At 72.9% G+C, this 21,996-nt stretch carries 15 protein-coding genes; 4 read left to right on the top strand and 11 right to left on the bottom strand.

The genetic code is table 11. The features are described 5' to 3' along the window. Positions 1–30: 30 nt before the first annotated feature. The gene (locus ACRRSS_RS16700) at positions 31–966 is read left to right on the top strand and encodes an ABC transporter ATP-binding protein (RefSeq protein ID WP_435975348.1); all 936 of its coding nucleotides are present in this window, start codon (positions 31–33) and stop codon (positions 964–966) included. A gap of 55 nt (positions 967–1,021) precedes the next feature. Here the strand turns inward: ACRRSS_RS16700 and ACRRSS_RS16695 are convergent, their stop codons facing one another. The 10 genes from ACRRSS_RS16695 to ACRRSS_RS16650 form a co-directional block, all read right to left on the bottom strand. Further along, a complete protein-coding gene (locus tag ACRRSS_RS16695; RefSeq protein WP_435971930.1) occupies positions 1,022–1,957 on the bottom strand; it encodes an ornithine cyclodeaminase family protein in 936 nt (311 codons plus the stop codon). Further along, the gene (locus ACRRSS_RS16690; protein ID WP_435971929.1) at positions 1,954–2,970 is read right to left on the bottom strand and encodes a proline racemase family protein; all 1,017 of its coding nucleotides are present in this window, start codon (positions 2,968–2,970) and stop codon (positions 1,954–1,956) included. The genes ACRRSS_RS16695 and ACRRSS_RS16690 overlap by 4 nt, the downstream gene beginning before the upstream one ends. A 128-nt stretch (positions 2,971–3,098) precedes the next feature. Continuing rightward, the gene (locus ACRRSS_RS16685; protein ID WP_435971928.1) at positions 3,099–5,468 is read right to left on the bottom strand and encodes a collagenase; all 2,370 of its coding nucleotides are present in this window, start codon (positions 5,466–5,468) and stop codon (positions 3,099–3,101) included. A gap of 228 nt (positions 5,469–5,696) precedes the next feature. Next, entirely contained in the window at positions 5,697–6,743 is a 1,047-nt protein-coding gene (locus tag ACRRSS_RS16680) for a LacI family DNA-binding transcriptional regulator (RefSeq protein WP_435971927.1), read from the bottom strand. Positions 6,744–6,808: 65 nt separating this feature from the next. Then, on the bottom strand, positions 6,809–8,770 hold the full coding sequence (locus tag ACRRSS_RS16675) for a glycoside hydrolase family 36 protein (RefSeq protein WP_435971926.1): 1,962 nt from the start codon (positions 8,768–8,770) through the stop codon (positions 6,809–6,811). A 5-nt stretch (positions 8,771–8,775) separates the two neighbouring features. Further along, positions 8,776–9,591: a carbohydrate ABC transporter permease gene (locus tag ACRRSS_RS16670; protein ID WP_435971925.1), complete on the bottom strand. Its 816-nt coding sequence runs from the start codon at positions 9,589–9,591 to the stop codon at positions 8,776–8,778. After that, the gene (locus ACRRSS_RS16665) at positions 9,588–10,562 is read right to left on the bottom strand and encodes a carbohydrate ABC transporter permease (RefSeq protein WP_435971924.1); all 975 of its coding nucleotides are present in this window, start codon (positions 10,560–10,562) and stop codon (positions 9,588–9,590) included. Before ACRRSS_RS16665 ends, ACRRSS_RS16670 begins: the two co-directional genes overlap by 4 nt. 2 nt (positions 10,563–10,564) lie before the next feature. After that, on the bottom strand, positions 10,565–11,896 hold the full coding sequence (locus ACRRSS_RS16660; RefSeq protein WP_435971923.1) for an extracellular solute-binding protein: 1,332 nt from the start codon (positions 11,894–11,896) through the stop codon (positions 10,565–10,567). Continuing rightward, positions 11,881–13,047, bottom strand: a complete 1,167-nt coding sequence (locus tag ACRRSS_RS16655) for an aminotransferase class V-fold PLP-dependent enzyme (protein ID WP_435971922.1) — start codon at positions 13,045–13,047, stop codon at positions 11,881–11,883. The genes ACRRSS_RS16660 and ACRRSS_RS16655 overlap by 16 nt, the downstream gene beginning before the upstream one ends. A 380-nt stretch (positions 13,048–13,427) precedes the next feature. Then, positions 13,428–14,195, bottom strand: a complete 768-nt coding sequence (locus ACRRSS_RS16650; RefSeq protein ID WP_435971921.1) for an NPP1 family protein — start codon at positions 14,193–14,195, stop codon at positions 13,428–13,430. A gap of 448 nt (positions 14,196–14,643) precedes the next feature. Between ACRRSS_RS16650 and mgt the strand changes: the two genes are divergently transcribed. The 3 genes from mgt (at position 14,644) to ACRRSS_RS16635 (ending at position 18,553) form a co-directional block, all read left to right on the top strand. Then, positions 14,644–15,840 carry a macrolide-inactivating glycosyltransferase gene (mgt, locus tag ACRRSS_RS16645; RefSeq protein WP_435971920.1) on the top strand — a complete coding sequence of 399 codons (1,197 nt, stop codon included), beginning with the start codon at positions 14,644–14,646 and terminating at the stop codon, positions 15,838–15,840. 380 nt (positions 15,841–16,220) lie between these two features. Next, complete coding sequence (locus ACRRSS_RS16640) at positions 16,221–16,790, top strand: PadR family transcriptional regulator (protein WP_435971919.1); 570 nt, start codon at positions 16,221–16,223, stop codon at positions 16,788–16,790. After that, positions 16,787–18,553 (top strand): sulfatase, encoded by a 1,767-nt coding sequence (locus ACRRSS_RS16635; RefSeq protein ID WP_435971918.1) that lies wholly within the window; start codon positions 16,787–16,789, stop codon positions 18,551–18,553. The genes ACRRSS_RS16640 and ACRRSS_RS16635 overlap by 4 nt, the downstream gene beginning before the upstream one ends. Before the next feature lie 318 nt (positions 18,554–18,871). On the opposite strand, the gene secD is transcribed toward ACRRSS_RS16635, so the two are convergent. After that, positions 18,872–21,172: a protein translocase subunit SecD gene (gene secD, locus ACRRSS_RS16630; protein ID WP_435971917.1), complete on the bottom strand. Its 2,301-nt coding sequence runs from the start codon at positions 21,170–21,172 to the stop codon at positions 18,872–18,874. Positions 21,173–21,996 lie beyond the last annotated feature (824 nt).

Raw genomic sequence — 21,996 nt, 5'->3', positions numbered from 1 at the left:
GTGCCCCTGCTCTCCGTTCGGGACCTGACGATGACCTTCCCCGGGCGGCGCGCCCGCTCGGCACCGGTCCGGGCCGTGGACGGCGTCGGCTTCGACGTGGCCGCCGGCGAGACCCTGGGCCTCGTCGGCGAGTCCGGCTGCGGCAAGTCCACCACCGGCCGCATGATCGTGCGGCTCCTCGAACCGACCTCCGGTTCCGTCACGTACGACGGGCGGGACATCAGCCATCTGTCGCAGCGGGAGCTGAAACCGCTCCGCCGCGACCTGCAGATGGTGTTCCAGGACCCGCACTCCTCCCTGAACCCCCGGCAGACCGTGGCCCGGATCATCTCCGACCCCCTGCTGGTCCAGGGGAGTTCGGCGTCCGGGGCGCGCAAGCGGGCCGCGGAGCTGATGGAGCTCGTCGGACTCATCCCGGAGCACGTCGACCGCTATCCGCACGAGTTCTCCGGCGGCCAGGCCCAGCGCATCGGGATCGCGCGCGCCCTGGCCACCGGCCCCCGGCTCGTCGTCGCCGACGAACCCGTCTCCGCGCTCGACGTCTCCGTCCAGGCCCAGATCGTCAACCTCATGGAACGGCTCCAGCGCGAACTCGGCCTCGCCTACCTCTTCATCGCCCACGACCTCTCGGTCGTCAGACGGGTCTGCGACCGGGTCGCCGTGATGTACCTGGGGCGAATCGTGGAGATCGGCGTGAAGGAGCGGGTGTACGCGGCGCCCGCGCACCCGTACACCCGGGCGCTGCTGTCCGCCGTACCCCTGCCCGACCCGGCGGCCGAACGGGCCCGGGAGCGGATCACCCTGCTCGGCGATCCGCCGAGCCCGGCCGCTCCCCCGCCCGGCTGCACCTTCCACCCGCGCTGTCCCAAGGCGCGGGAGGTCTGCCGGACGGAGGCGCCGCCGCTGAGGATCGCCGCACCGGGAGAGGCCCGACAGGTCGCCTGCCACTTCCCCGAGACCGGCTGACGGCACGCCGAACGCCCCGGTCCCGCGCGCGCGGGGCCGGGGCGTTCGGCGTCGTTCAGCCGGCGAGGGCCGCCCGGTACAGGGCCACGGCGACGGCCAGGTCCTCCCAGGCCATGCCCACGCTCTTGAAGAACCGGGGGCGTTCGGCCGACGGGGTGCGGACGCCGGTCACGAGCTCGGCGAGGTTGCCCGCGATGTGGTCCTCCTCGATCGCCCCTTCGGCCGTCGGGACGAGCAGGTCGCCGGCCTCGCGCAGGGCCGCGGTGCGCGCCTCGACGTAGACCTCGGAGCGGACCACGAGCGCGGTGTCCGTCTCGCGGGCGGTCGGCTCGTGCGAGCCGACCGCGACGACGGCGGCTCCGGGGGCCACCAGGGTTCCGTCGAAGAGCGGTGTGCGGGCGGTGGTGCAGCAGACGACGAGGTCGGCCTTGCCCACGTCGTCGGGTGTGCCGGGGCGCGCGAGGGCGCCGAGCGTCCGCGCGTACCCCGCGAGGGCGCGTACCCCGGCCGGGTTGCGCCCGACGACGATCACCTCGGCGAGTTCGCGGACGGCGAGGACGGCCTCCAGATGTCCGTACGCCTGGGGTCCGGTGCCGAAGAGGACGAGGCGCAGCGGCCGGTCGCCCGGGGTGAGATGGCGGACGGCGAGCGCGGAGACGGCCGGGGTGCGCAGTTCGGTGAGGGCCGCGCCGTCGAGGAGGGCGAGCGGCCGCAGGTCGGAGCCGTCGAGCAGCAGGTAGGAGCCGGTGATGCGGGCCAGGCCGCGGGCCGGGTTCCCGGGGGCCACGCCGGCGATCTTCACGCCGACGTGGGCGGCGGTGGCCGCGGGCATGAGGAGGAGTTCGCCGGCGGGAACGGGCACGGCGGTGCGGGGCGGTCCGGCCTCGGGGTCGAGCCCGGCGCGCAGGACCTCGGCGAGGACGTCGGTCGCCGCCGCCGGGCCCAGCAGGCGCGCCGTGGTCGTGGCGTCGATCCGGAGCGGCCCGGTCACAGGAGGAACCCCGTCCCCAGGTCGTCGTGGGGGTCGAGGAGGAAGGTGTGGGTGCCGGTGCGGTACGCCGGGCCCGTGACCTCGGTGACTCCGCCGTCGAGCAGACGGCCGGTGAAGACGGTGCCGGCCACGGACTCGTGCGTCAGGGTGTCCCCCGGGCCGAGGCGCCCGTCCTCGCCGAGCAGGGCGAGGCGTGCGGAGGTGCCGGAGCCGCAGGGCGAGCGGTCGACCTGTCCGTCGGCGAAGACGGTGACGTTGCGCTGGCGGGGGCCGGTGGGGGTGTCGGGCAGCTCTTCGTACAGGACGACGCCGTACACCCCGGAGAGACGTGGGTCCTCGGCGTGCAGGGTGGCCGGGTGGCCGGCGAGCGCGGCACGGATGTCCTGTCCGGCGCGGAGGAGCGCGGGGAGGGAGGCCGGGGACGTGTCGAGGCCGAGGGTGCCGGCGGCGACGGAGGCGTAGCAGGCGCCGGAGTGGGCGAGGTCGACCTCGACGGCGCCGAAGGAGGTGGTGACCGGGACCTTGCGCGCGGCCACGCGGGTCGGGACGTTGCGGAAGGTGACGCCGGTGGTGCGCCCGGCCGAGCGGTGGACGGTGGCGGTGACGCGCCCCGAGGGCACGTCGATACGGACGGCGGCGGACCCGTCGGCCGGGGCCGGGACGCGTCCGGTGTCGACGGCCCAGGCTCCGAGCGCCATCGTGCCGTGCCCACAGGCGGTGGAGTACCCGTCCTTGTGCCAGAACAGCACGCCGAGGTGGGCGCCGTCGTCGTCGGGCGGCACGACGAAGCCCCCGTACATGCCCGCGTGCCCGCGGGGCTCCTGGACGAGAAGTCGGCGCAGCTCGTCGAGGGGTCCGGGGCGCGGGTCCGTGCCGCCGGGGCCGAGGGCGGTGGCGCGGCGCTCGGCGACGGTGTCGCCGGGGATCGGGGGGAGGTCCTCGTCGACGATCCTGAAGGGTTCGCCCGCGGCGTGATAGTCGCTGGTGCGGACGGAGTGCGGGGTGGTGCTCACGACGTACGGCCTCCGGTGGGCGGGTTCGGGGGAACGCGCGGGAAGGCTCCCGGGGACGGGGTCCCCGGGAGCGGCGGAAGCCGGGCCGGCCCCTCCCCCGTGGGTGGGGCCGGCCCGGACGGTAGGGGTCAGCTGCGCAGGGGGCCCTCACAGCTGAAGCTCGACGTGCCCGCGACCTTGTTGGTCCAGATCTCGACGGGGCCGAAGGAGCAGTTCATGTCGGCCAGGTTGTTCGAGGCGGCGCCCGCGCGGTCGAGGATGAAGTAGTCGACCGTCTCGGACATGTCCTTGAAGTTCTGGTCGGCGCTGGCCCAGTTGGACAGGTTCGCGGTGATGCGGCCGGTGCAGGTGAACCGGCGCTTGCCCGGGTCGCCGTTCTCGACGCAGTCGGGGGTGTTGTAGGTGGCGGTGGCGAAGGCGGACTTCACGTTCGCGAGCGCGGAGTCGCGCAGCTGGGCGTTGGGCGTGTAGGTGGTGTTCGGGACGTGGAGTTCGTCGACCTTGGCGATCTGGGTGTCGAGGAAACGGTCGTATTCGCGCTGGAGGTTGGCGTCGGAGCCGAGCCGGTTGCGCCAGGCGTCGTACGCCTGGACGTCGTTGGCCCGCAGGTGCGTGTACATCTCGCGGAGCAGCGACGGCTTCTGGATCCAGAGGAACTCGAAGAAGGTGCCGGCGTAGCTGTAGAAGCGGAAGCCGTCGCCGGCGTAGGTGGCGTTGAGGATCTGGTTCAGGTTCATCCGGGGGCCGCCGCCCGCGGTGTCGCCGATGATGCCGCGGACGAGGGACTTGCGGACGGCGATGCCGTTGTCGCGGGTGGCTCCGTCGAAGAACTCGGCCGTGCCCTCGTCCATGAACGTGGTGCGGTCGTTCTGGTACCAGGGGCCCTCGCCGAAGAAGCCGTGGACGGCGTACCGGCCGTTGAGGTAGTGGGTGTACTCGTGGCGGAAGAGCTCTTCCAGCGTGAGGGAGGAGTCCTGCGGGACGCGCCGCTGGTAGGTGTAGAAGGTGGCGCCGCGCTCGATGTAGATGCCGCCGTTGTTGGTGTCCATGCCGGTCAGGACGGGATGGTAGTTCTCGTAGTCCGCGCGGGAGGCGTACAGCACGATGTTCAGTGAGGTGTTGGGGTCGCCCGCGAGCGGCTGCTCGGTGCCGAGCACCCGGTGGAAGTGCGCCTTGACCTGCTTGCTCGCGTAGTAGAGCTGGTCGACGGTGGCGCGGTCGAGCCCGGTGCGGACCTTGATGGCCCCGTTGTCGTAGGTGTACGTGTACGGGAAGATCTGCCGCTCGATGTCGTCCTTGCACACGCCGTACGGCCGGCAGGCCTCGTAGAAGTTGAGCCACTCGACGACCTTGGCCCACTGCTGGCTGCCGCTGCCGAAGGTGCTCACGACCGTCCCGAGGAGGCCGCCGAGTCCGGCGACGATCTCCGTCTTCACGCTCGCGACCTGGCCGAAGCGGCCGTACTCGCCGAGGGCGTCACGGGCGACCCAGGCGTTGGCGGTGCCCTTGAGGTGTCCGTAGGTCGCGAAGGCCTTGAAGGCGGCGCGGTACGCCGGGTCGGCGGCGACGGCCGCGTGGAAGGCGGTGTCCTGGTTGCCGGGGTAGACGCCGAGGTAGTTCACCGAGAGCGCGGCGAGCGCGGCCCCGGCCCAGCCGGCGTCGAGGTGGGTGGCGGGGTGGGACGGGCCCATGGTGGCCAGGACCCGCTTGACCAGGCCCAGCTGGTGGTGGCGCAGGCCGGGGCCGCTCGCGGCGTAGAGGGCCTCGCGGAGGGTGTTCGCGTTGCTCTTGGTGACGTCGAAGGTGCGGGCGGCGTTGCCGAAGGCGGTGACGGCCTGGGTGATCGCGTTCACGGTGGGCGCGTCGGTGGTGTCGATCTCGCCGCGCGAGAAGTCGTGGTACACGACGGCGTGCAGGTACGTGAACATCTCCTCCAGATGGGAGGAGTTCCGGCCGTCGTGGGCGGCGGCCAGGCTCGATATGCGACGGGCGACGGCCTGGACGTGGCCGTCGGACATCACGGGGGCGAGGCGGGCGTCCCAGGTCCAGATGAGGCCGCTCAGACAGCCCTCGGCGGTGACCGCGGGGTCGGCGAGGAAGTCCGCGAACCGCTCGGGGGCGAGACCGGTGATGCCGTCGAGCGTGCAGGGCACGCCCGCCGCGGTGGTGCCGGCGGTCGCGGCGAGGGTCCGCGCGGTGGCCGGGGTGGCGGCGGCCTTGGCCTTGGCCTTGCCGGGAACGCGGCCGGTGGCGAGGCCGCCCGGCGCCGGGGCCGGTCCGAAGGTCTTGGCGGGGGCGGTGGCGAGGTGCTCGACCTCGTCGAACGGGTTGGCCTCGGGTCCGGCCTGCGGGCCGGCGGCGCCGGCCGCGGGGGCCGCCGGTGCGGCCCGGTCCTCGGCGTCGGCGGCGGAGACGGCGGTCTGGCCGGCGGAGGCCAGGAGGGTCACGGCGATGGCGGAGGCGAGCAGGGACGAGCGCACACGTCTGTGGAGGGACAACAGAACTCCTGCTGTTGAGGGGGGTGGGGGCGGGGATCTGCACAGCAACTGCGGTGGTTCGTACGGCGTATGACCGCGGTTCATCTCACCGTGTGCGCTGTAACATAGTAATGTGAAATTGCACTGACAACCCCTCTGGCACCCCCAGTTCCCCCGAGGACACCGCGCCCCTCCCGCAAGGAGGGGCAAACCACCCCAAGTGGACCGGACTTCGACCGCCTGACGGGTTCACACCCGCCCGACGGCCCCCTTCTCCGGAGTGCTGTCGCGCACGATCTGCTCCGCGGCGAGCAGCAGGCCGCTCCCCGGGGCGGCGGCCCGGTCCTCGACGGCGGTGACCAGCCGGTCGACGAGGGCGTGGGCGATGGCCGCCAGGGGCAGGCGCACGCTCGTGAGCGCGGGCTGCAACAGGGTGCAGAGCGGCAGGTCGTTGAAGCCGGTGACGGCGACGTCCTCACCGACGGTGAGACCCGCCGCGCGGACGGCCTGGTAGGCGGTCAGGGCGAGCCAGTCGCTCGCGCAGACCAGCGCCGTCGGAGGGTCACCTCCGGCGAGCAGTCGCCGCAGGGCCCGGGAGAGCGCGGCCGGGTCGTCGTCGGGCACGCCGACCTCGAAGGCGCCGTCCGGGGCGGCGGCCCCCGCGTGGAGGAATCCGGCTCTGCGGTCGGCGAGCCAGGGCAGGCGCGCGGCGGAGTTGACGTAACAGATCCGGCGGTGGCCCTGGGCGAGCAGCCGTCCGACCAGCTCCGCGGTGGCGGCGGCGGAATCGATGTCGACCCAGTTCTGCGGACGCCCGGGGGCGATGCGGCCGAAGGCGGCGAAGGGGAACCCGGCCTCGGTGAGCACGTCGACACGCGGATCGTCGTGGACCACGTCGGAGAGGACGAAGCCGTCGACCTGGCGGGCCGCGATCAGGCCGTTGAAGGACTTCGCCACCGCTCCGGCGCCCTGCCGGGGGTCGCAGCGGAACAGCAGGACGCGGTGGCCGACGGCGTCGGCGGCGGTCACGAGCGCCTGGAGGAAGCCGCCCATCAAGGGGTTGGGATCGGCGGGATTGTCGGCGGGGGCCGGATAGCCGATCACCCTGCGGGTGCCCGTGCGCAGGCTGCGGGCGGACTGGTCGGGCTGGTAGCCGAGTTCGTCGATGGCGGCGGTGACCCGGGCGAGGGTGGTGGCACGCAGCCGGTGGGGGGCGTTCAGCGCGTTCGAGACGGTCTGCCGGGAGACTCCGGCCGTGCGTGCGACGTCCTCGATGGTCACCTGTCGTGCGGTCATCGCTCCTCCGCGGGCGGTGGTCGGCGGGCTGGGGGCGGCCGGCGTCCTCCCCCAGCCCCCGGTCGTCAGCGTTCGCGGGTCAGGGTGAGAAGGCCACCGGTCGGCACGGTCACCGGGTTCACCCCTGCGACGACGTCGAGCACGGTCTCGGACAGGATCTCACCACGGCAGTCCTGGACACGGACGTGGGCCCGTTCCGGCCGCACCGCTGTCAGGAGCACCTCGGGGTCACCGTCCGCGTTGGCGACGAGCAGGGTCGCCGGGCCGTTCGCGCCGTCCCGGTCCGGGAGGGCGACGGGGAACGGCCCGTAGCGCGCGACCACGGTGGTGTCGTGGTCGCGGGCGCGGACCAGCGGGTAGCCGAGGTCCGGCCGCGCGGGTTCCAGGGTGCCGAGCTGGAGGACGTCGGCGTACCGGCGGAAGACACCGAGCCAGAAGCGCAGGGCGGCCAGCTGGTCGGGCGTCTGCGCGGCGAGGTCGACGGAGATCTGCGGCACCGAGAACAGGGCGTTGACGAGATGGACGGCGACGGCCTCGGGGGTCTCGGCCGCGTGCCACATGATCATGTCGGCGTGGACGGCGAGCGGGCCCGCGGTGAGCCGGCAGTCCACGGTGCGCTGGCGGTTCTCGGCGGGGCTCAGCGGGCAGTCGACGGCGCGGACCATCGAGGCGTACGGCCACAGCCCGGGGCCGACGTACGGCTGACGGTGTTCGACGATCACGTCCGGGCGGGTGCGGCGCAGCCGGGAGTCGAGGTCGGCGAGCAGTCGGCGCACCCCCTCGTGGACGGTCGCGTGGTCGGCGCCGGGCGGTGCGGGCGGCGGGTCGGCGACGGCGAAGCGGTCGAGGAAGTCGAGCTTCACCCCGTCCATGTCCCACTCCTCGACGGCGCGGCAGATCTTCTCGATCAGATACGTGCGGACCTCGGGGTGCCGAGGGTCGAGCACGGCCGCGTCCAGGTGGGGTTCCTCGCGCAGGATCACGTCCTTGAAGCGGTCCCAGGCGTCGTTGTGCCGGCCGATGAACGGCACGGCGTACCACAGGAGGTAGGCGAGGCCCAGCCGGTGGACCTCGGCGACGTGGCCCGCGAGGTCGGGGAAGGCCTCCGGGTTGGGCTCCCAGTCGCCGCAGTGGCCGTAGCCGCGGGCGCGGTCGGTGGTCTGCCAGCCGTCGTCGACGATGACGCTCCCGCACCCCACGGCCGCGGCGAGGGCGGCCTGGCGTTCGACGGCGGCACGGTCGACGTTCTGGTGGAGGCTGTACCAGGTGGAGTAGGCGGGCGTCCGCGCGGTGGGGGCGACGCCGGGGTGGCGCAGGCCCTCGGCCCACCACGCGGTGACGGCGTCCAGGGTGGCGGCGAAGTGCCGGCCGCTGAGGTCGATGCGCAGCCGCAGTGGCGGCCCGTCCGGGGTCAGGTCCTGCTCGACGGAGAAGAGGAACTCGCCACTCTCCTCCACCACACCTGCGCCGACGCGCACGGGGGCCGCCGTCTCCCCGGCGGCGGCGGTGCACAGGGCCCGGTCGTCGGCGCCGACGAGGCTGGCGACGGGGGCGCCCAGGGCGAGCGAGACGGTTCTGGGGGCGGCCCACGAGGGGGGCAGCCAGCGGGAGGCGTCGGTGTCCGGGGTCCAGTAGGCGGTGGCCCCGACGCAGGAGATCCGCCATTCGGCGCGGACGGTGGCCGTCGCCGCCGTCCTGACCTCGACGAGGGCCACGCCGTCGTCGACCGGGGTGACGGAGGTCTCCCAGCCTTCCTCTCCGGGGCCTGTGAGGTGGACGGCGAGCGGGGTTCCCGCGGAGTCGAGCAGACCGGTGGCGACGCGCCGGTGACCGGGGAGGTCGGAGGGGAGGTCGGCGGCGTCGCGGGGGCCGGTGGTGCCGGCCGGGGCGTTCGGGCGCCAGACGGGGACGGGCTGCCGCACCGGGTCGTCGAGCGGGGTGTCGTCGAGCGGGGTGGTGGCGTCCGGGAGGGGCTCGTGCGGTGCGGCGTCGTGGGGAGCGGGCTCGTGCGGGGCGGGCTCGGTCACGGGGGTCACTCCTTGGTGGCACCGGCCAGCAGGCCGGAGATGAACTGGCGTTGCAGGACGAGGAAGAGGGCCATCACCGGGACGGCGGCGATGGCGCTGGCGAGCAGCACCTGCGCGTAGTTGGTCGTCGAGAGGCCCTGGAGCGTGGCGGTGGCCACGGGCAGCGTGTACATCTCGGGGCTGCGCAGCGCGATCAGCGGCCAGACGAACTGGTTCCAGCCACCGAGGAAGACGAACAGCGCGAGCGCCGCGATGATCGGCCGGTTGACGGGGATGACGATCCGCCACAGAACCCGTAGCTCGCCCGCGCCGTCGACACGGGCCGCGTCCAGGAGTTCGTCGGGCATGGCGCGCAGTGCCTGCCGCATCAGGAAGATGCCGAACGGCGTGACGAGGCCGGGCAGGATGACGGACTGGTACGAGTCGATCAGGCCCAGGTCCATCATCATCTGGAAGATCGGGATCAGCATCACCGTGTCGGGGATGACCAGGGTGCTGAGCAGCAGCACGAAGAACAGGTTGCGTCCGCGGAACTCGAACTTGGCGAAGGCGTACCCGGCCAGGACGGAGACGGCGACCGCGCCGACGGTCTGGACCCCCGCCACCAGGACGGTGTTGAACAGGACCCTGGTGAGTCCGATGGACTCCTGGAGCCCCTGGAGGTTCTCCATGAGATGGCCACCGGGCAGCAGCTTCGGCGGCCAGGAGAACACGTCCTTGTCGTCCTGCGTGGCGGCGATGGCCAGCCAGTAGAAGGGAGCGACGCAGAGCCCGAAGGCGCCCGCGAGCAGCAGCGTGAGCAGGGGACCCCGTAGCCTCACCGGCGCTCCCCCATCAGACGGACCTGCAGGATGCCGAGGAGCGACACGATCAGCGCGAGCGCGTAGGCGAGGGCGGAGGCGTATCCGAAGTCGAAGTACGTGAAGCCGTTGTCGTACAGGTACATGGTGACCGTCAGGGTGGCGTTGTCGGGGCCGCCGCCGGTGAGGACGTACGGCTCGTCGAAGAGCTGGAGGGTTCCGATGGTGGAGAGCACCACCGTGAGGAGGAGGATCGGCCGCAGCTGGGGAAGGGTGATGGCGAAGAACCGGCGGACCGGGCCGGCGCCGTCGACCATGGCGGCCTCGTACAGCTCCTTGGGGATGCCCTGCAGTCCGGCGAGGTACATCACCGCGTTGTATCCGGTGTAGTGCCAGGTCAGGACGAGGACGATGGCGACGCGGGCCCAGAACGGACTGCCGAGCCAGTTCACCCGGTCGACGCCGAAGAGCGAGAGGACCCAGTTCAGGAGTCCGGCGTCGCGGTTGAGGATCACGGAGAACATGACGCCGGCGGCGACCAGGCCGGTCAGCGAGGGGACGAAGACGCCCAGCCGCCAGAGCGCCCGGAGCCGGACCTTGGTCGAGTTGAGGCCGAGGGCGACGAGCAGGGCGAGTCCGAGCATCAGCGGCACCTGGACGACCAGGATCAGCGCCGTGTTCTTCAGCGCGGTCCAGAAGAGCGGATCGTCCAGCAGACGGCGGTAGTTGGCGAGTCCGGCGAAACGCCGGTCGTCGCCGTTGCCGGTGGTGAGGCTGATCCAGAACGAGGCGGCGATGGGGTACGCCTTGAACGTCGCGAACCCCAGGACGGCGGGCAGGATCAGCAGGTACGGAACGGAGCCTCGGGTCAGCAGCCGGCGCCGGCCGGGGCGGGCGGCACGGCGGCGCCCGCGGGCGCCGCGCGGGGCCGGTACACCCCTACCACCGACGGTGCCGACGGCCGAGGCGCGTTCGGACGGGGCGAGGGACATGGTCAGGCCGCCTGCTGCCGACCGGTCTGCCGGGCCAGCTGCCCGGCGGCGGCCTTGAGGGCCTCGGCCGGGTCGGCGCCCTTGACGAGGACCTGACTCTGGGCGTCGCTGGCGAGCTTGAGGGCCCGGCTGTAGTCGCCGGTGAAGTTGGTCGCGCCGGACTCGGAGTCGAGCGAGTCGACGAAGGACCGCAGCACCTTCTGACCGCCGTAGAAGGGGTGCGGCGCACTGAACCTGGGGTCCTCGTACGCCTTCCTGAGCGCGGGGAAGACGCCTCCGGAGGTGAACATCCGGTTGATCTCGGCGGGCTTGGTGAGGGCGTACTCGATGAAGCGCCAGGCGGCCTTGCGACGCTTGCTGGTGGCGGAGACGGCCAGGTACGTGGAGTTGACGATGGCGCTGCGGCCGCCGCCGGGGACGGCGGCGGGCGGCTGCATGACACGCCACTTGCCGCTCTGCGCGGGGAACTTGGTGGCCAGGTACTCGACGGCCCAGGCGGGGTACGGGGCCGTGGCGAGCTTGCCCTGGCCGACGAGGCGCTTCCATGTGCCCTGGCCGGCGGTGTCGGCGAGCAGGCCGGCGTCGTTGAGCCGCTTGATCACGGTGAGGGCCTGGACGGCCTCGGGGGAGCCGAGTGTGACCCTGCCCTCGGCGTCGAAGTAGAAGGCGCCCTGGAGCTGCATCAGGTTCTGGAAGAAGTCCATGTCCTGGGTGGTGCCGGGTTTGTCGAGCCCGAGGAGCTGGGCTCCGGTGGCGGCGAGGACCTTCGGTCCGGCGGCTATCAGGTCGTCCCAGCTGCTGATGCCGGCGGGGTCGACGCCGGCCTTCTCGAAGTAGTCGTGGCGGTAGAACAGCCCCAGCGGGTTGACCTCCCACGGAAGGGCGTGCGCGGCGCCGTCCTTGCCCGTGCCGGTCGGCCACAGCCCCCGGGCGAAGGCCTCCTCGTGCCGGTCGGCGCCGAGCCGCGACAGATCGGCGAGGCCCTCGGGGAATTTCTCCAGGTAGCCGGGGAGGTAGTCCACCCCCAGGTGCAGGACGTCGGCGAGGCCCTTGCCGCCCGAGGCGAGACCGACCGTGATCTTGTCCCAGATGGCCGGGTTGCCGACGTCCTGGACGTCGACCTGGATGCCGGGGTTGTCCCGCTCGAAGGAGGGGACGACGCCCCGCAGGGCCTCGGCCGCGGTGGTCCAGCTCCACACGGTGATGCGGCCGCTGTCGCCGTCGCCGCCGGCGGAGTCGCCGCCCGATCCGCCGCCACAGGCGGTCAGGCCGAGACCGGCGGCGGAAGCGGTGGCGAGGTGGAGCAGCCGGCGGCGGCTCAGTCTGTGGGACACGTCGACTCCTGGAAGTGGGTGGTGCGGTGGGTGAGGGTGTGCAGCGCGTCGGCGAGCAGCTCCGCCGCGGCGGGTGGGGTGGAGGCATGGGGAGAGAGTCGGATCCAGGCACCGCGGCGCGTGGTGATGACGCCGGCCTCTTCGAGGGTGCGGTGGACGACGGCCGGGTCGTGGCCCGGCAGCCGGAAGGTGCCGATGCCGGCCCGCTCGGCGGGACCGAGCCCGTCGAGGAGGACGTCGGCGCCCGCGCCGCGCGCACGGTCGAGCAGTTCGGCGAGGGTCGCGCGGATCCTGGCTCCGACGGCGGCCGGCCCGCCCCCGTCGAGCAGGTCCTCGACGGCGGCACCCAGGGCCGCGGCGGCCGGGAAGTCCGGATTGGTGGCGAGGTGGGCGGCGGCACCGGGCAGCGGCGGAGCCGGGAACGGCTGGGCGAAGGGGTCCTCGACTCCGGCCCAGCCGCCGAGTCCGGGGACGAGGCGGTCGGCGCACCGGTCGCGGATCAGCAGGAACGCGGCGCCCCAGCCGGCCCGCAGCCACTTCTGGCCGCCGCTGACGAGGACGTCGGCGGCGTCCGCTTCCAGCGGGACCGCGCCGAGCCCCTGGATGGCGTCCACGATCAGCAGCCGGCCGGGCCCGAGGACCTCCTTGAGCTGGGCGAGCGGTGCCACATGACCGGTGAGCGAGTCGACGGCGCTGACCGCGAGGGCAGTGACGTCAGGAGTGAGGTGGCGGCGGAGCTGGGCGGGCGTGATGTGCCGCTGCCCGTCGGGGTCGACGAAGCGAACGGCCGGACCACCGCGGTCCGCGAAGCGGAGCCAGGGGTACTGGTTGGCGGGGAACTCCCCCGCCGGGACCAGGACGGTCCCGGGGCCGGAGAGCGCGGCCGCCACGGTGAACAGGCCGTTGCTGGTGGACGGGGCGATGGCGATCTCGTGCGGACGGGCGCCGAGGAGCCTGGCCGCCGACGCGCGAGCGGCGTCGGCCAGGGCGAACAGCCCGTGGAGGTCGGCCGGATCGGACCGGGCGGCCGACGCGGTCGCGGCGGCGAACGCGGCGGCCGCGGCCCGGGAGAGCGGGCCGACCCTGGCGTGGTCGAGATAACCCGTCGTCGGACCGTGGCGGTCCGGTTCGACATGGATTTGATCGTTCAAATTGCATCCCTCAAGAGACCAGGGACATGGCAACCCTGGAATTTGAAGGTTCACATTAGAGAGGCGAATGCGCCCCGGCAAGAGAAAAGTCGAAACCGGTCGCACAACTCCGGTCCCGGCGACCGCTGGACGGGCGGGACAGAGGGTACGGACGGACGGTACGGACGGACGGTACGGACGGTACGGACGGTACGGACGGTACGGACGGACGGACGGTACGGACGGTACGGACGGTACGGACGGACGGACGGTACGGACGGTACGGACGGTACGGACGGTACGGACGGTACGGACGGACGGACGGTACGGACGGACGGACGGACGGGAAGGGACCGGAAAGACGGGCGGGCGGGCGTCAACACCCGCCCGCCCGGGGCCGGTCAGGCGTACGGGTCGAAGGGAATCCCGGACGGCTTGGCCTTGGCCAGGTGAGGGGCGAAGTTCCCGTCCTTCAGGCCGAACGACGCGCTGCCGAAGTCGGCCCGGCTGAGCTTGTCGCGGAGTCCGGCCGGGTAGCCGTTCCAGCCGACCAGGCTGGGGAACTGCCAGGCGTGCTGGTGGTTCTCCGGCGGTTCGTCATTGGTGTTGGCGGGCCGGAAGCAGTGCGTGCCGATGCCGTCCTTGTGGTAGACGACCTTGGGGTGGGTGCCGTCCCAGCGGATCGAGTCCCGGCCGTAGGTGTTGAACTTGCCGTGGGCGGACGTGGAGACGTACTGCGCCTGGTTGTTCTGCACCCAGACCACGACGTGCTCCCAGTCGTGGCGGTGCCCCCCGAGGCCACTGCCGGCCACGGCCTGGTCCTTCTCGAAGTAGAGCCCGTAGATGATCGCGCACCAGCCGTTGTTGCACTTCGCGCGGGCGTAGCCGTTGGTCTGGGTGAGGTCCCAGGAGTCACGGCACTGGCCGTTGACGGCGCCGGACGGGTTGAGACCGCCGTTGATCGTGCCGTCGGGTCCGATCGCGGGCGTGGGGTAACAGCCGTCGGTGTCGTAGTCGAAGGCGGGCTGGAAGGTCTGCTCCAGGCCGTCGGCGTTGGCCGGCAGGGCGGGGGGCGGCGCCGCGAAGGCGCTGGCGGGCAGGGCGATGATCAACGTGAGGGCGCCGGCGAGGGCGAGCGCGCCCCGGGTGGCGTACGCCTGTGGATTCACTGAGTCCCCTGGGTCGAGCGGCGTGAGCGAGTGACAGGCGCCATCTTGGCATGCACAGTTCACGATCGAGAGGGCTCGATCGTGAACTCGACACAACGCCACGGCGACCGACCGACACCCCCCCGCGTCCGGGGCCGCCGAGTGCGGCTCGCGAGCCGGGCGGGTGTCGGGTGTCGGGCTAAGGACGTCAGGTGTCGGGCATCGGACGTCGGAAGCCAGACGCCGCCGGGCGTCAGGCATCAGGCATCAGGCGTGCATCGATGGAGAGCCGGCGGCTATCCGACCGGGGGCTGATCCGGAGGTCGACGGAGATGGCCGGAGAGGACGGCCGGGGAGCGGCCGGGGAGCGGCCGGGGTTGGCCCGGGCGGCCGGGAGGCGGCCCGGGGGCGACCAGGAGGTCCCGGAATCCAATAGACGAGACGTCTCGTCTCATCTAAGGTGGTCGCCATGACCACCACCGCGTCCCCCGCACACATCGCCATGTTCTCCATCGCCGCCCACGGCCACGTGAACCCCAGCCTGGAGGTCATCCGGGAGCTCGTGGCCCGTGGCCACCGCGTCAGCTACGCCGTGCCCGCATCCTTCGCCGAGAAGGTCGCGGAGACCGGGGCCACGCCCGTCGTCTACACCTCGACACTGCCGACCGACGACGACCCGGACGCCTGGGGCACGGAACTGATCGACAACATCGAGCCTTTTCTCGCCGACGCCGTGCAGGCGCTGCCGCAGCTCGCCGAGGCCTTCGACAAGGACCGACCCGACCTCGTGCTCCACGACATCACCGCCTATCCGGCCCCCGTCCTCGCCCACACCTGGGGTGTCCCCGCCCTCTCGCTCTGGCCGAACCTCGTGCCGTGGGAGGGGTACGAGGAGGAGGTCGCCGAGCCGATGTTCGCCGAGCTCAAGGCCTCGCCGCGCGGCAAGGCGTACTACGCGCGGTTCGAGGCGTGGCTCTCCGAGCACGGGGTGGACACCCACCCCGACCGGCTCATCGCCCGGCCGCGCCGCGCGGTCGTCCTCATTCCCAGGGCGCTCCAGCCGCACGCCGACCGGGTCGACGAATCCGTCTACACCTTCGTCGGCGCCTGCCAGGGCGAGCGCGCCGAGCAGGGCGAGTGGCGGCGACCGGCCGGCGCGGAGAAGGTGGTCCTGGTCTCGCTGGGCTCCTCCTTCACCAAGCAGCCGGACTTCTACCGGGCCTGCGTGGAGGCGTTCCGCACCCTCCCGGAGTGGCACGTCGTCCTCCAGATCGGGAAGTTCGTCGACCCGGCCACCCTCGGCGAGCTGCCGGACAACGTCGAAGTGCACTCCTGGGTACCCCAGTTGGCGATCCTCCGGCAGGCCGACGCCTTCATCACCCACGCGGGCGCGGGAGGCAGCCAGGAGGGCCTGGCCACCGCGACACCGATGGTGGCCGTCCCGCAGGCAGTCGACCAGTTCGGGAACGCGGACATGCTGCGGTCGCTGGGCGTGGCGCGGCACCTGCCGATGGAGGAGGTCACCGCGGAGCGGCTGCGCGAGGACGTGCTCGCGCTGGTCGGCGACCCCGAGGTGGCGCGCCGGGCCCGGGAGATCCGGGCTTCCATGGCCGCCGAGGGCGGCACCCCGCGCGCCGCCGACCTGATCGAGGCCGAGCTGGCCTGACCTCGGCGCCTCCCCTGCCCCAGCCCGGACCCCGGTGCCCGGGGTCCGACGGAATCCCCGTCGGACCCCGGGCACCGCCGCGTTCGGCCCCGCTGGCGACACCTCGGTTGGGACCGCTCCCGTCGGGTGAACGTCGTCGACAGGGACCGTCACGCCGGTGAACACCGCCGGCGGAGACCGCCCGTCAGTGAACGGCCTGACTATGACCGGCCCGGCGGTGAGCGGCCTGGTCGTGGGCGCGCCCCGGCGGTGACCGGCCCGATTGTGAACGCCTTGATAAGCCACGGGCGGACTCGTTGACCGCCTCCGCGCCGCGTCGATATGAATCGAGCCGCATAAGTGATTCTGCACATAGGGCCGCAGAGAGGTGACCAGGAGGCGTGACCGTGGAGTACGGGCTGCTCGCCCTGCTGTCGTTCCGGCCCCTCTCCGGCTACGACATCCTCAAGTGGGTCGAATCCGAGGGCCAGTTCATCCGCTCGCGGATCCATCACAGCCAGATCTACCGGCTCCTCGGCCGAATGGTCGCGGACGGACTGGTCGCCTACCGGGTCGATCCGCGCGAAGGCCGGCCGGACGCCAAGGTGTACCGGCTGACGGAGGTCGGCCGGGAGGCGCTGCTCACCTGGGTGCGTTCCCCGTACGACCCGCCGAGCCGGTTCCAGGACCCGGACTTCCTCACGCGGTTCGCGTTCGCGGTGCCTCTGGACCGGGAGGCGGCCGTCCGGCTGATCGAGACCGAACTCGCCCATCGGCGCGAGCAGATCGCCCGCAACCGGAACCGGGACCGGACCCTGCTCTTCGTGGATCCACTGCCCGAGGTGGACCAGGAGCTCACCCGGGAGGTCTTCGAGGAGATGCACCGGTTCGGGGCCGCCTCGGTCGACCGGTGGGTGGAGTGGCTGGAGCGGACGCACACGTTCCTTACCGAAGGGAAGTCCGTCCGATGAGGGCGATCATGGTGATGTTCGACAGTCTCAACCGGCGCATGCTGCCGCCCTACGGAGGTGACTGGACACACGCCCCGAACTTCGCGCGGCTCGCCGCCCGTACGGTGACCTTCGACTGGGCCTACGCGGGGTCGATGCCGTGCATGCCGGCCCGCCGCGAGCTGCACACCGGGCGGTACAACTTCCTGCACCGCGGCTGGGGACCGCTCGAACCGTTCGACGACTCGATGCCCGAACTCCTCAAGCAGAACGGCGTGTACACGCATCTGGCCAGCGACCATCCGCACTACTGGGAGGACGGCGGCGCCACGTACCACGGCCGCTACAACTCCTGGGAGTTCTTCCGCGGGCAGGAGGGCGATCCCTGGAAGGGGCAGGTGGCCGACCCGGAGCTCCCCGAGGACCTGAAGCGGATGCGTTCCGCGGTGTACCGGCAGGACTGGGTGAACCGCCCGCACATGGCGACCGAGGACCGTCACCCGCAGACCCTCACCTTCGACGCCGGGCTGGAGTTCATCCGTACCAACCAGGCCGAGGACCGCTGGTTCGTGCAGATCGAGACCTTCGACCCGCACGAGCCGTTCTTCAGCCACCAGCGGTACAAGGACCTCTACCCGCACGCGTACGAGGGGCCGCACTTCGACTGGCCCGACTACAAGCGGGTCGTCGAGACGGACGAGCAGGTGGCGCACGCCGGGTACGAGTACGCGGCCCTGCTCTCCATGTGCGACCACTCGCTCGGACGGGTCCTCGACGCCATGGACGAGCACGGGCTCTGGGACGACACCCTCCTGATCGTCAACACCGACCACGGTCTGCTGCTCGGAGAGAAGGGCTGGTGGGGCAAGTCGGTCCAGCCCTGGTACAACGAGCTGGTCCATCTGCCGCTGTTCGTCTGGGACCCGCGCTCCGGCGGCGCGGGCGAGCGCCGCGACACCCTCGTGCAGACCGTCGACCTGGCGCCCACGCTCCTGGAGTTCTTCGGCGTCGAGCGCCCGGCCGACATGCAGGGGGCTCCGCTGCCCGTCGCCGTCGGCGCACCCGCCGGCCGCGAGGCGGGGCTGTTCGGTATCCACGGCGGGCACGTGAACATCACCGACGGCCGGTACGTGTACATGCGCGCCCCCGTCGCCGCCTCCAACACCCCGCTGGAGGAGCACACCCTGATGCCGACGCACATGCGGGGCCGGTTCACGCCCGCCGAGTTGACGGGCCTGGAGCTCGCCGAGCCCTTCGGCTTCACCAAGGGCGTTCGCACCCTGCGGATGCCGGGGCGGACCTTCGTCAACCCGTTCCAGCACGGCACACTCCTCTTCGATCTGGAGACGGACCCCGAGCAGCTGGACCCGCTCGTCGACGACGCCCTCGAGCTGCGGCTCGCGACGCTGCTCGTGGAGCTGATGCGGAGCACCGAGGCGCCGCCCAGCCAGTACGAGCGGCTCGGTCTGCCCGCCGAGGGTCCGGTGACCGACGCCCATCTGCTGGTACGGGCCCAGCGCGAGCAGGCTCGGCGGGCCTCGCTGCCGCTGCCGCGCGCCGAGGAGTTCCCGGAGGGGCGCCTCTCCCTGCGGACGCCGGTCGCGGCGCTGATGGGCGATCCGGTGGCGGTGGAGATCCTCACGCGGCACCTGCCGGGGATCGCGGACTCGGAGCTCCTGCAGTTCCTCGGGCCCACGCCGCTGATCGACGTCGCCGCGATGGCGGGCGGCCTGCTGCCCGTCGAGAAGCTGCGGCTGGTCGCCGAGGAGCTCGCGAAGCTCTGACGCCGAGGATCCCGCGCAAGCGCACGGACCCCGTGGGCCGCGCAGCGCACGAGTCCACGAGCCCACGATGCTTCGCAGCGGAGGGCCGGTACGAAGGAAAGAGGTGAGGCGCGTCCGAGCGGTTTCGTCGGCGACTGGGCCGCCCGGCGCAGTCCGCGCCACGGTCTGGTCGCCGTCCTCCAGGGGCCCGGTTCGCCTTCGTCGGCGCCGCGTTCCGGACCTGCGCCGGGAACGGGCCCTGGGAGCCTCGGCGGCCTGATGCCCCGCGCCGGACGGCGGCCCGTCCCCCGGGAACGGGGGCAGGCCGCCGTGGCGTGGTCAGACGACGGCGCCGGTGCCCGCCCGCCGCCGTGGGACGGCGGCGGGAGCCGGTGCCGGGCGGCGGTTCTCCAGGGCGACGGCCAGCGGCATCGCGGTGAAGACGGTGGACGCCATCCCGAGCACGACCCCCGCGAGCAGCGCGACGGAGAAGTCGGTGAGGGAGTCGCCGCCCAGGACGGCGAGTGCCACCAGGACGAAGAGGGCGCCCATGCCCGTGTTGACGGTACGCGGGAGGGTCTGGGCGACGGCCCGGTCGGCGAGGTCCGCGAGCGGGACGCCCCCGCCGCGGCGGCGCAGCTCCCGCAGCCGGTCGAGGACGACGACGGAGTCGTTGACCGAGTAGCCGACGACGGTGAGGAGCGCGGCCAGGAAGACGCTGTCCACCGGCTTGCCGGACCAGGCGAAGAGGCCGATGACGAGCAGTACGTCCTGGGTCATGGCCGCCACCGCCGCCGTCGCGTACGTCCACCGGAACCGCACCGTCAGGTAGAGGAGCTGGGCCGCCACCGCGAGGCCGAGCGCGAGGAGGGCGTGGGTGCGGAGCTCCCCTCCGAGGCTCGGGCCGATCAGGTCGTCGCGCTCCACCTCCACCGGGCCCGCGACCTTCGTGAGCGCCTGCCGGATCTCGCCCTGTTCGGCGTCGCCCGTCTCCCGGACGCGTACCGACACGTCTCCGCCGTCGGCGGCGCCCGTGGTCTGCACGACCGCGTCCGGGAAGCCCGCCGCCGCGATCGCCGACCGGGCCGCGTCGGCGTCGACGGGGCGTTCCGCCGTGTACTGGACGACCCGGCCGCCGGTGAACTCGACCCCGAACTCCAGCCCGCGTACGCCGATTCCGGCGAGGGCCACCATGAGGAGGGCGGCGCAGGAGAGCAGCCAGCGGCGCCGGTGGGCCATCAGGCGCGGGACGCGCCGGGTCAGCCGGGTCCGCAGCCGGCCGAGCCCCGCCATGCCGGTGACCGCGGGCCGTCGGCGCACCGCGGGCAGGCGCAGTGCCAGGTCGGCGAGGAGCCGGGTGACCACCATCGCGGTGAGGAGCGAGGTGACGACGCCGACCGCCAGCGTCACGCCGAAGCCCTTGACCGGGCCGGTGGCGAAGACGAAGAGGAGGCCGGCCGCGAGCAGGGTGGTGATGTGGGAGTCGGCGACCGCGCTCCACACCTTCCCGAACGCGGTCGTCAGCGGTCGCCGCAGATCGCGCCCGCTTGTCCGGCCCAGGGCCGCGTACTCCTCCCTCGCGCGTTCGAAGACCAGGACGTTCGCGTCGACGGCGATGCCGATCGCCAGGACGAAACCGGCCAGACCGGGAAGGGTGAGTGTGGCCCCGAGGGCGACCACCGCCGCGTACGAGATCAGCCCGTACAGGAGGAGGGCGGCGGTCGCGAGGACGCCGAGGAGCCGGTAGACCACCATGACGAAGAGTCCGGTGCAGGCGAGGCCGATCACGGCGGCCAGGGCGCTCGCCCGGATCGCCTCGGCGCCGAGGGTCGGGCCCACGGTGCTCTGCTCGATCGTCGTCACCGGGACGGGCAGCGCGCCGCCCTGCACGAGGGCCGCGAGATCGCGCGCCTCGTGGGCGGAGAACCCTCCGGTGATCTGCGCGGTGCCGCCCCCGATGCCCGTGCCGCAGGGGACGCCGGACTGCATTCCGGGTGCGGAGACGATGCGGTCGTCGAGCACGATGGCGACCCTGCGCGCCGGATCTCCGGGGGCCGCGCAGGCGGCGTCCCCGGTCAGCCGTGCCCAGGTGTCGGCGGCGCGGTCGCGGAAGGAGAGGTCGACCGTCCAGCCGCGGCCGTTCGTGGTGTCGAGCACGGCTTCGGCGCTCTTGACGCCGTCACCGGTGAGCGCGGGTGCCGCCAGGGTGAGGTGGCCGCCGGGGGCGTCGGGGTCGGCGAGGACGCGCGTCCCGTCCTGGGCGGCGGGACCGGCGGGAGCCGGGGCCGCGCCGGTGACGGCGTGGAAGGTGAGCTGCGCGGTGCGGCCGATGACCTCGGCGGCCTGGCGCGGGTCGTTCAGTCCGGGGAGTTCGACGACGATGCGCCGTTCGCCGGAGCGGGCGAGTGAGGGTTCGGCGACGCCGAGGCCGTCGACCCGCTTGCGGAGCACCTCCACGGCCCGGTCGGTGGCGGCGGCGTCGGCGCGGGCGGTGGGCCCGTCCTCGGTCTGGAGGACGATGCGGGTCCCGCCGCGGAGGTCGAGTCCGAGACGGGGCGGGGTGGTCAGGGTGATCCAGAGGGAGAGCGCGACGACGGCGAGCGCGAGGAGCGCGCGCCAGAGCGCGGAACGAGAGGACATGGGTACGGACAACTCCACAGGCAGCGCACGGAGACGGCGGGCACCCCTCGCGGGGGCGGGCGCCGTCCGTGCCGGACGTACGGTCGGACACGCGTCGGTGACCGGTCCGGGGCATGCCGATGGCCCGGACGGCGACGCGGGAGAACGTCAGCTGTGCCGGGTGGCGGGAGGGCCGCGGGGATCGCGCGGGGACCGCGGGCCGCCGGGCGGCGCACGCTCGCGGCGGGGGTCGCCGGCGAGGAGGCCGCGCGCGGGTACGGAGAGGTCGGCGGGAAGGACGCCCGTGGTCACGGGTGTCACCGGGATCCGCACGGGGTTCTCGGCGGCGGGGAGGCGTACGACGGCGGTGGGCGCGAAGTGCGGCTCGGGCGACGTGGCGCGGTGCGGGGCACCGGGGGTGGTGGGGGCGGCCGGGGTCGAGGGCCCAGGAGTCGAGGACCCAGGAATCGAGGATCCCGGAGTCGAGGACCCAGGAATCGAGGGCCCCGGGGTGGAGGAAGCCGGGTTCGGGGTCGGGATCGTCGTCCGGATCGGTGTCGGCGCCGTGGCCCCTACCGGAGCCGGGACCGGGAGGCCCGCCACCCCTGTCGCCTGCGCCGCCGGTGCCGGGAGCACGAGGAGGGACCAGATCGCGCAGAGCACCGCGGGCAGGAGGGTCGCGAGTCGTCGCGCCGAACGTCCCACCGTCCCGCCCCTCCCCCTCGGTTCCGCCGGCCCCGGTCCCGGCCACCGGCGGAGACGCTGCCCCGTCGGCACCCAGCCCGGGGGTGTCTTGTCGATCACCCCGCGAGCCCAGCCTAGACCGGCCGGGGACGCTTCCCGCC

It is taken from the genome of Streptomyces sp. Qhu_M48 (assembly GCF_051305195.1).
Lineage (GTDB): Bacteria > Actinomycetota > Actinomycetes > Streptomycetales > Streptomycetaceae > Streptomyces.
The sequence above is the reverse complement of the archived record's forward strand: the minus strand, read 5'-3'. Positions and strand labels throughout refer to the sequence as shown.

Excerpts from the sequence above, each read along its gene's own strand:
- ACRRSS_RS16700 (WP_435975348.1), top strand. The coding sequence starts at position 31 with ATGACCTTCCCCGGGCGGCGCGCCCGCTCGGCACCGGTCCGGGCCGTG.
- ACRRSS_RS16680 (WP_435971927.1), bottom strand. The coding sequence starts at position 6,743 with ATGACCGCACGACAGGTGACCATCGAGGACGTCGCACGCACGGCCGGA.
- ACRRSS_RS16665 (WP_435971924.1), bottom strand. The coding sequence starts at position 10,562 with ATGTCCCTCGCCCCGTCCGAACGCGCCTCGGCCGTCGGCACCGTCGGT.
- mgt (WP_435971920.1), top strand. The coding sequence starts at position 14,644 with ATGACCACCACCGCGTCCCCCGCACACATCGCCATGTTCTCCATCGCC.
- ACRRSS_RS16635 (WP_435971918.1), top strand. The coding sequence starts at position 16,787 with ATGAGGGCGATCATGGTGATGTTCGACAGTCTCAACCGGCGCATGCTG.
- secD (WP_435971917.1), bottom strand. The coding sequence starts at position 21,172 with ATGTCCTCTCGTTCCGCGCTCTGGCGCGCGCTCCTCGCGCTCGCCGTC.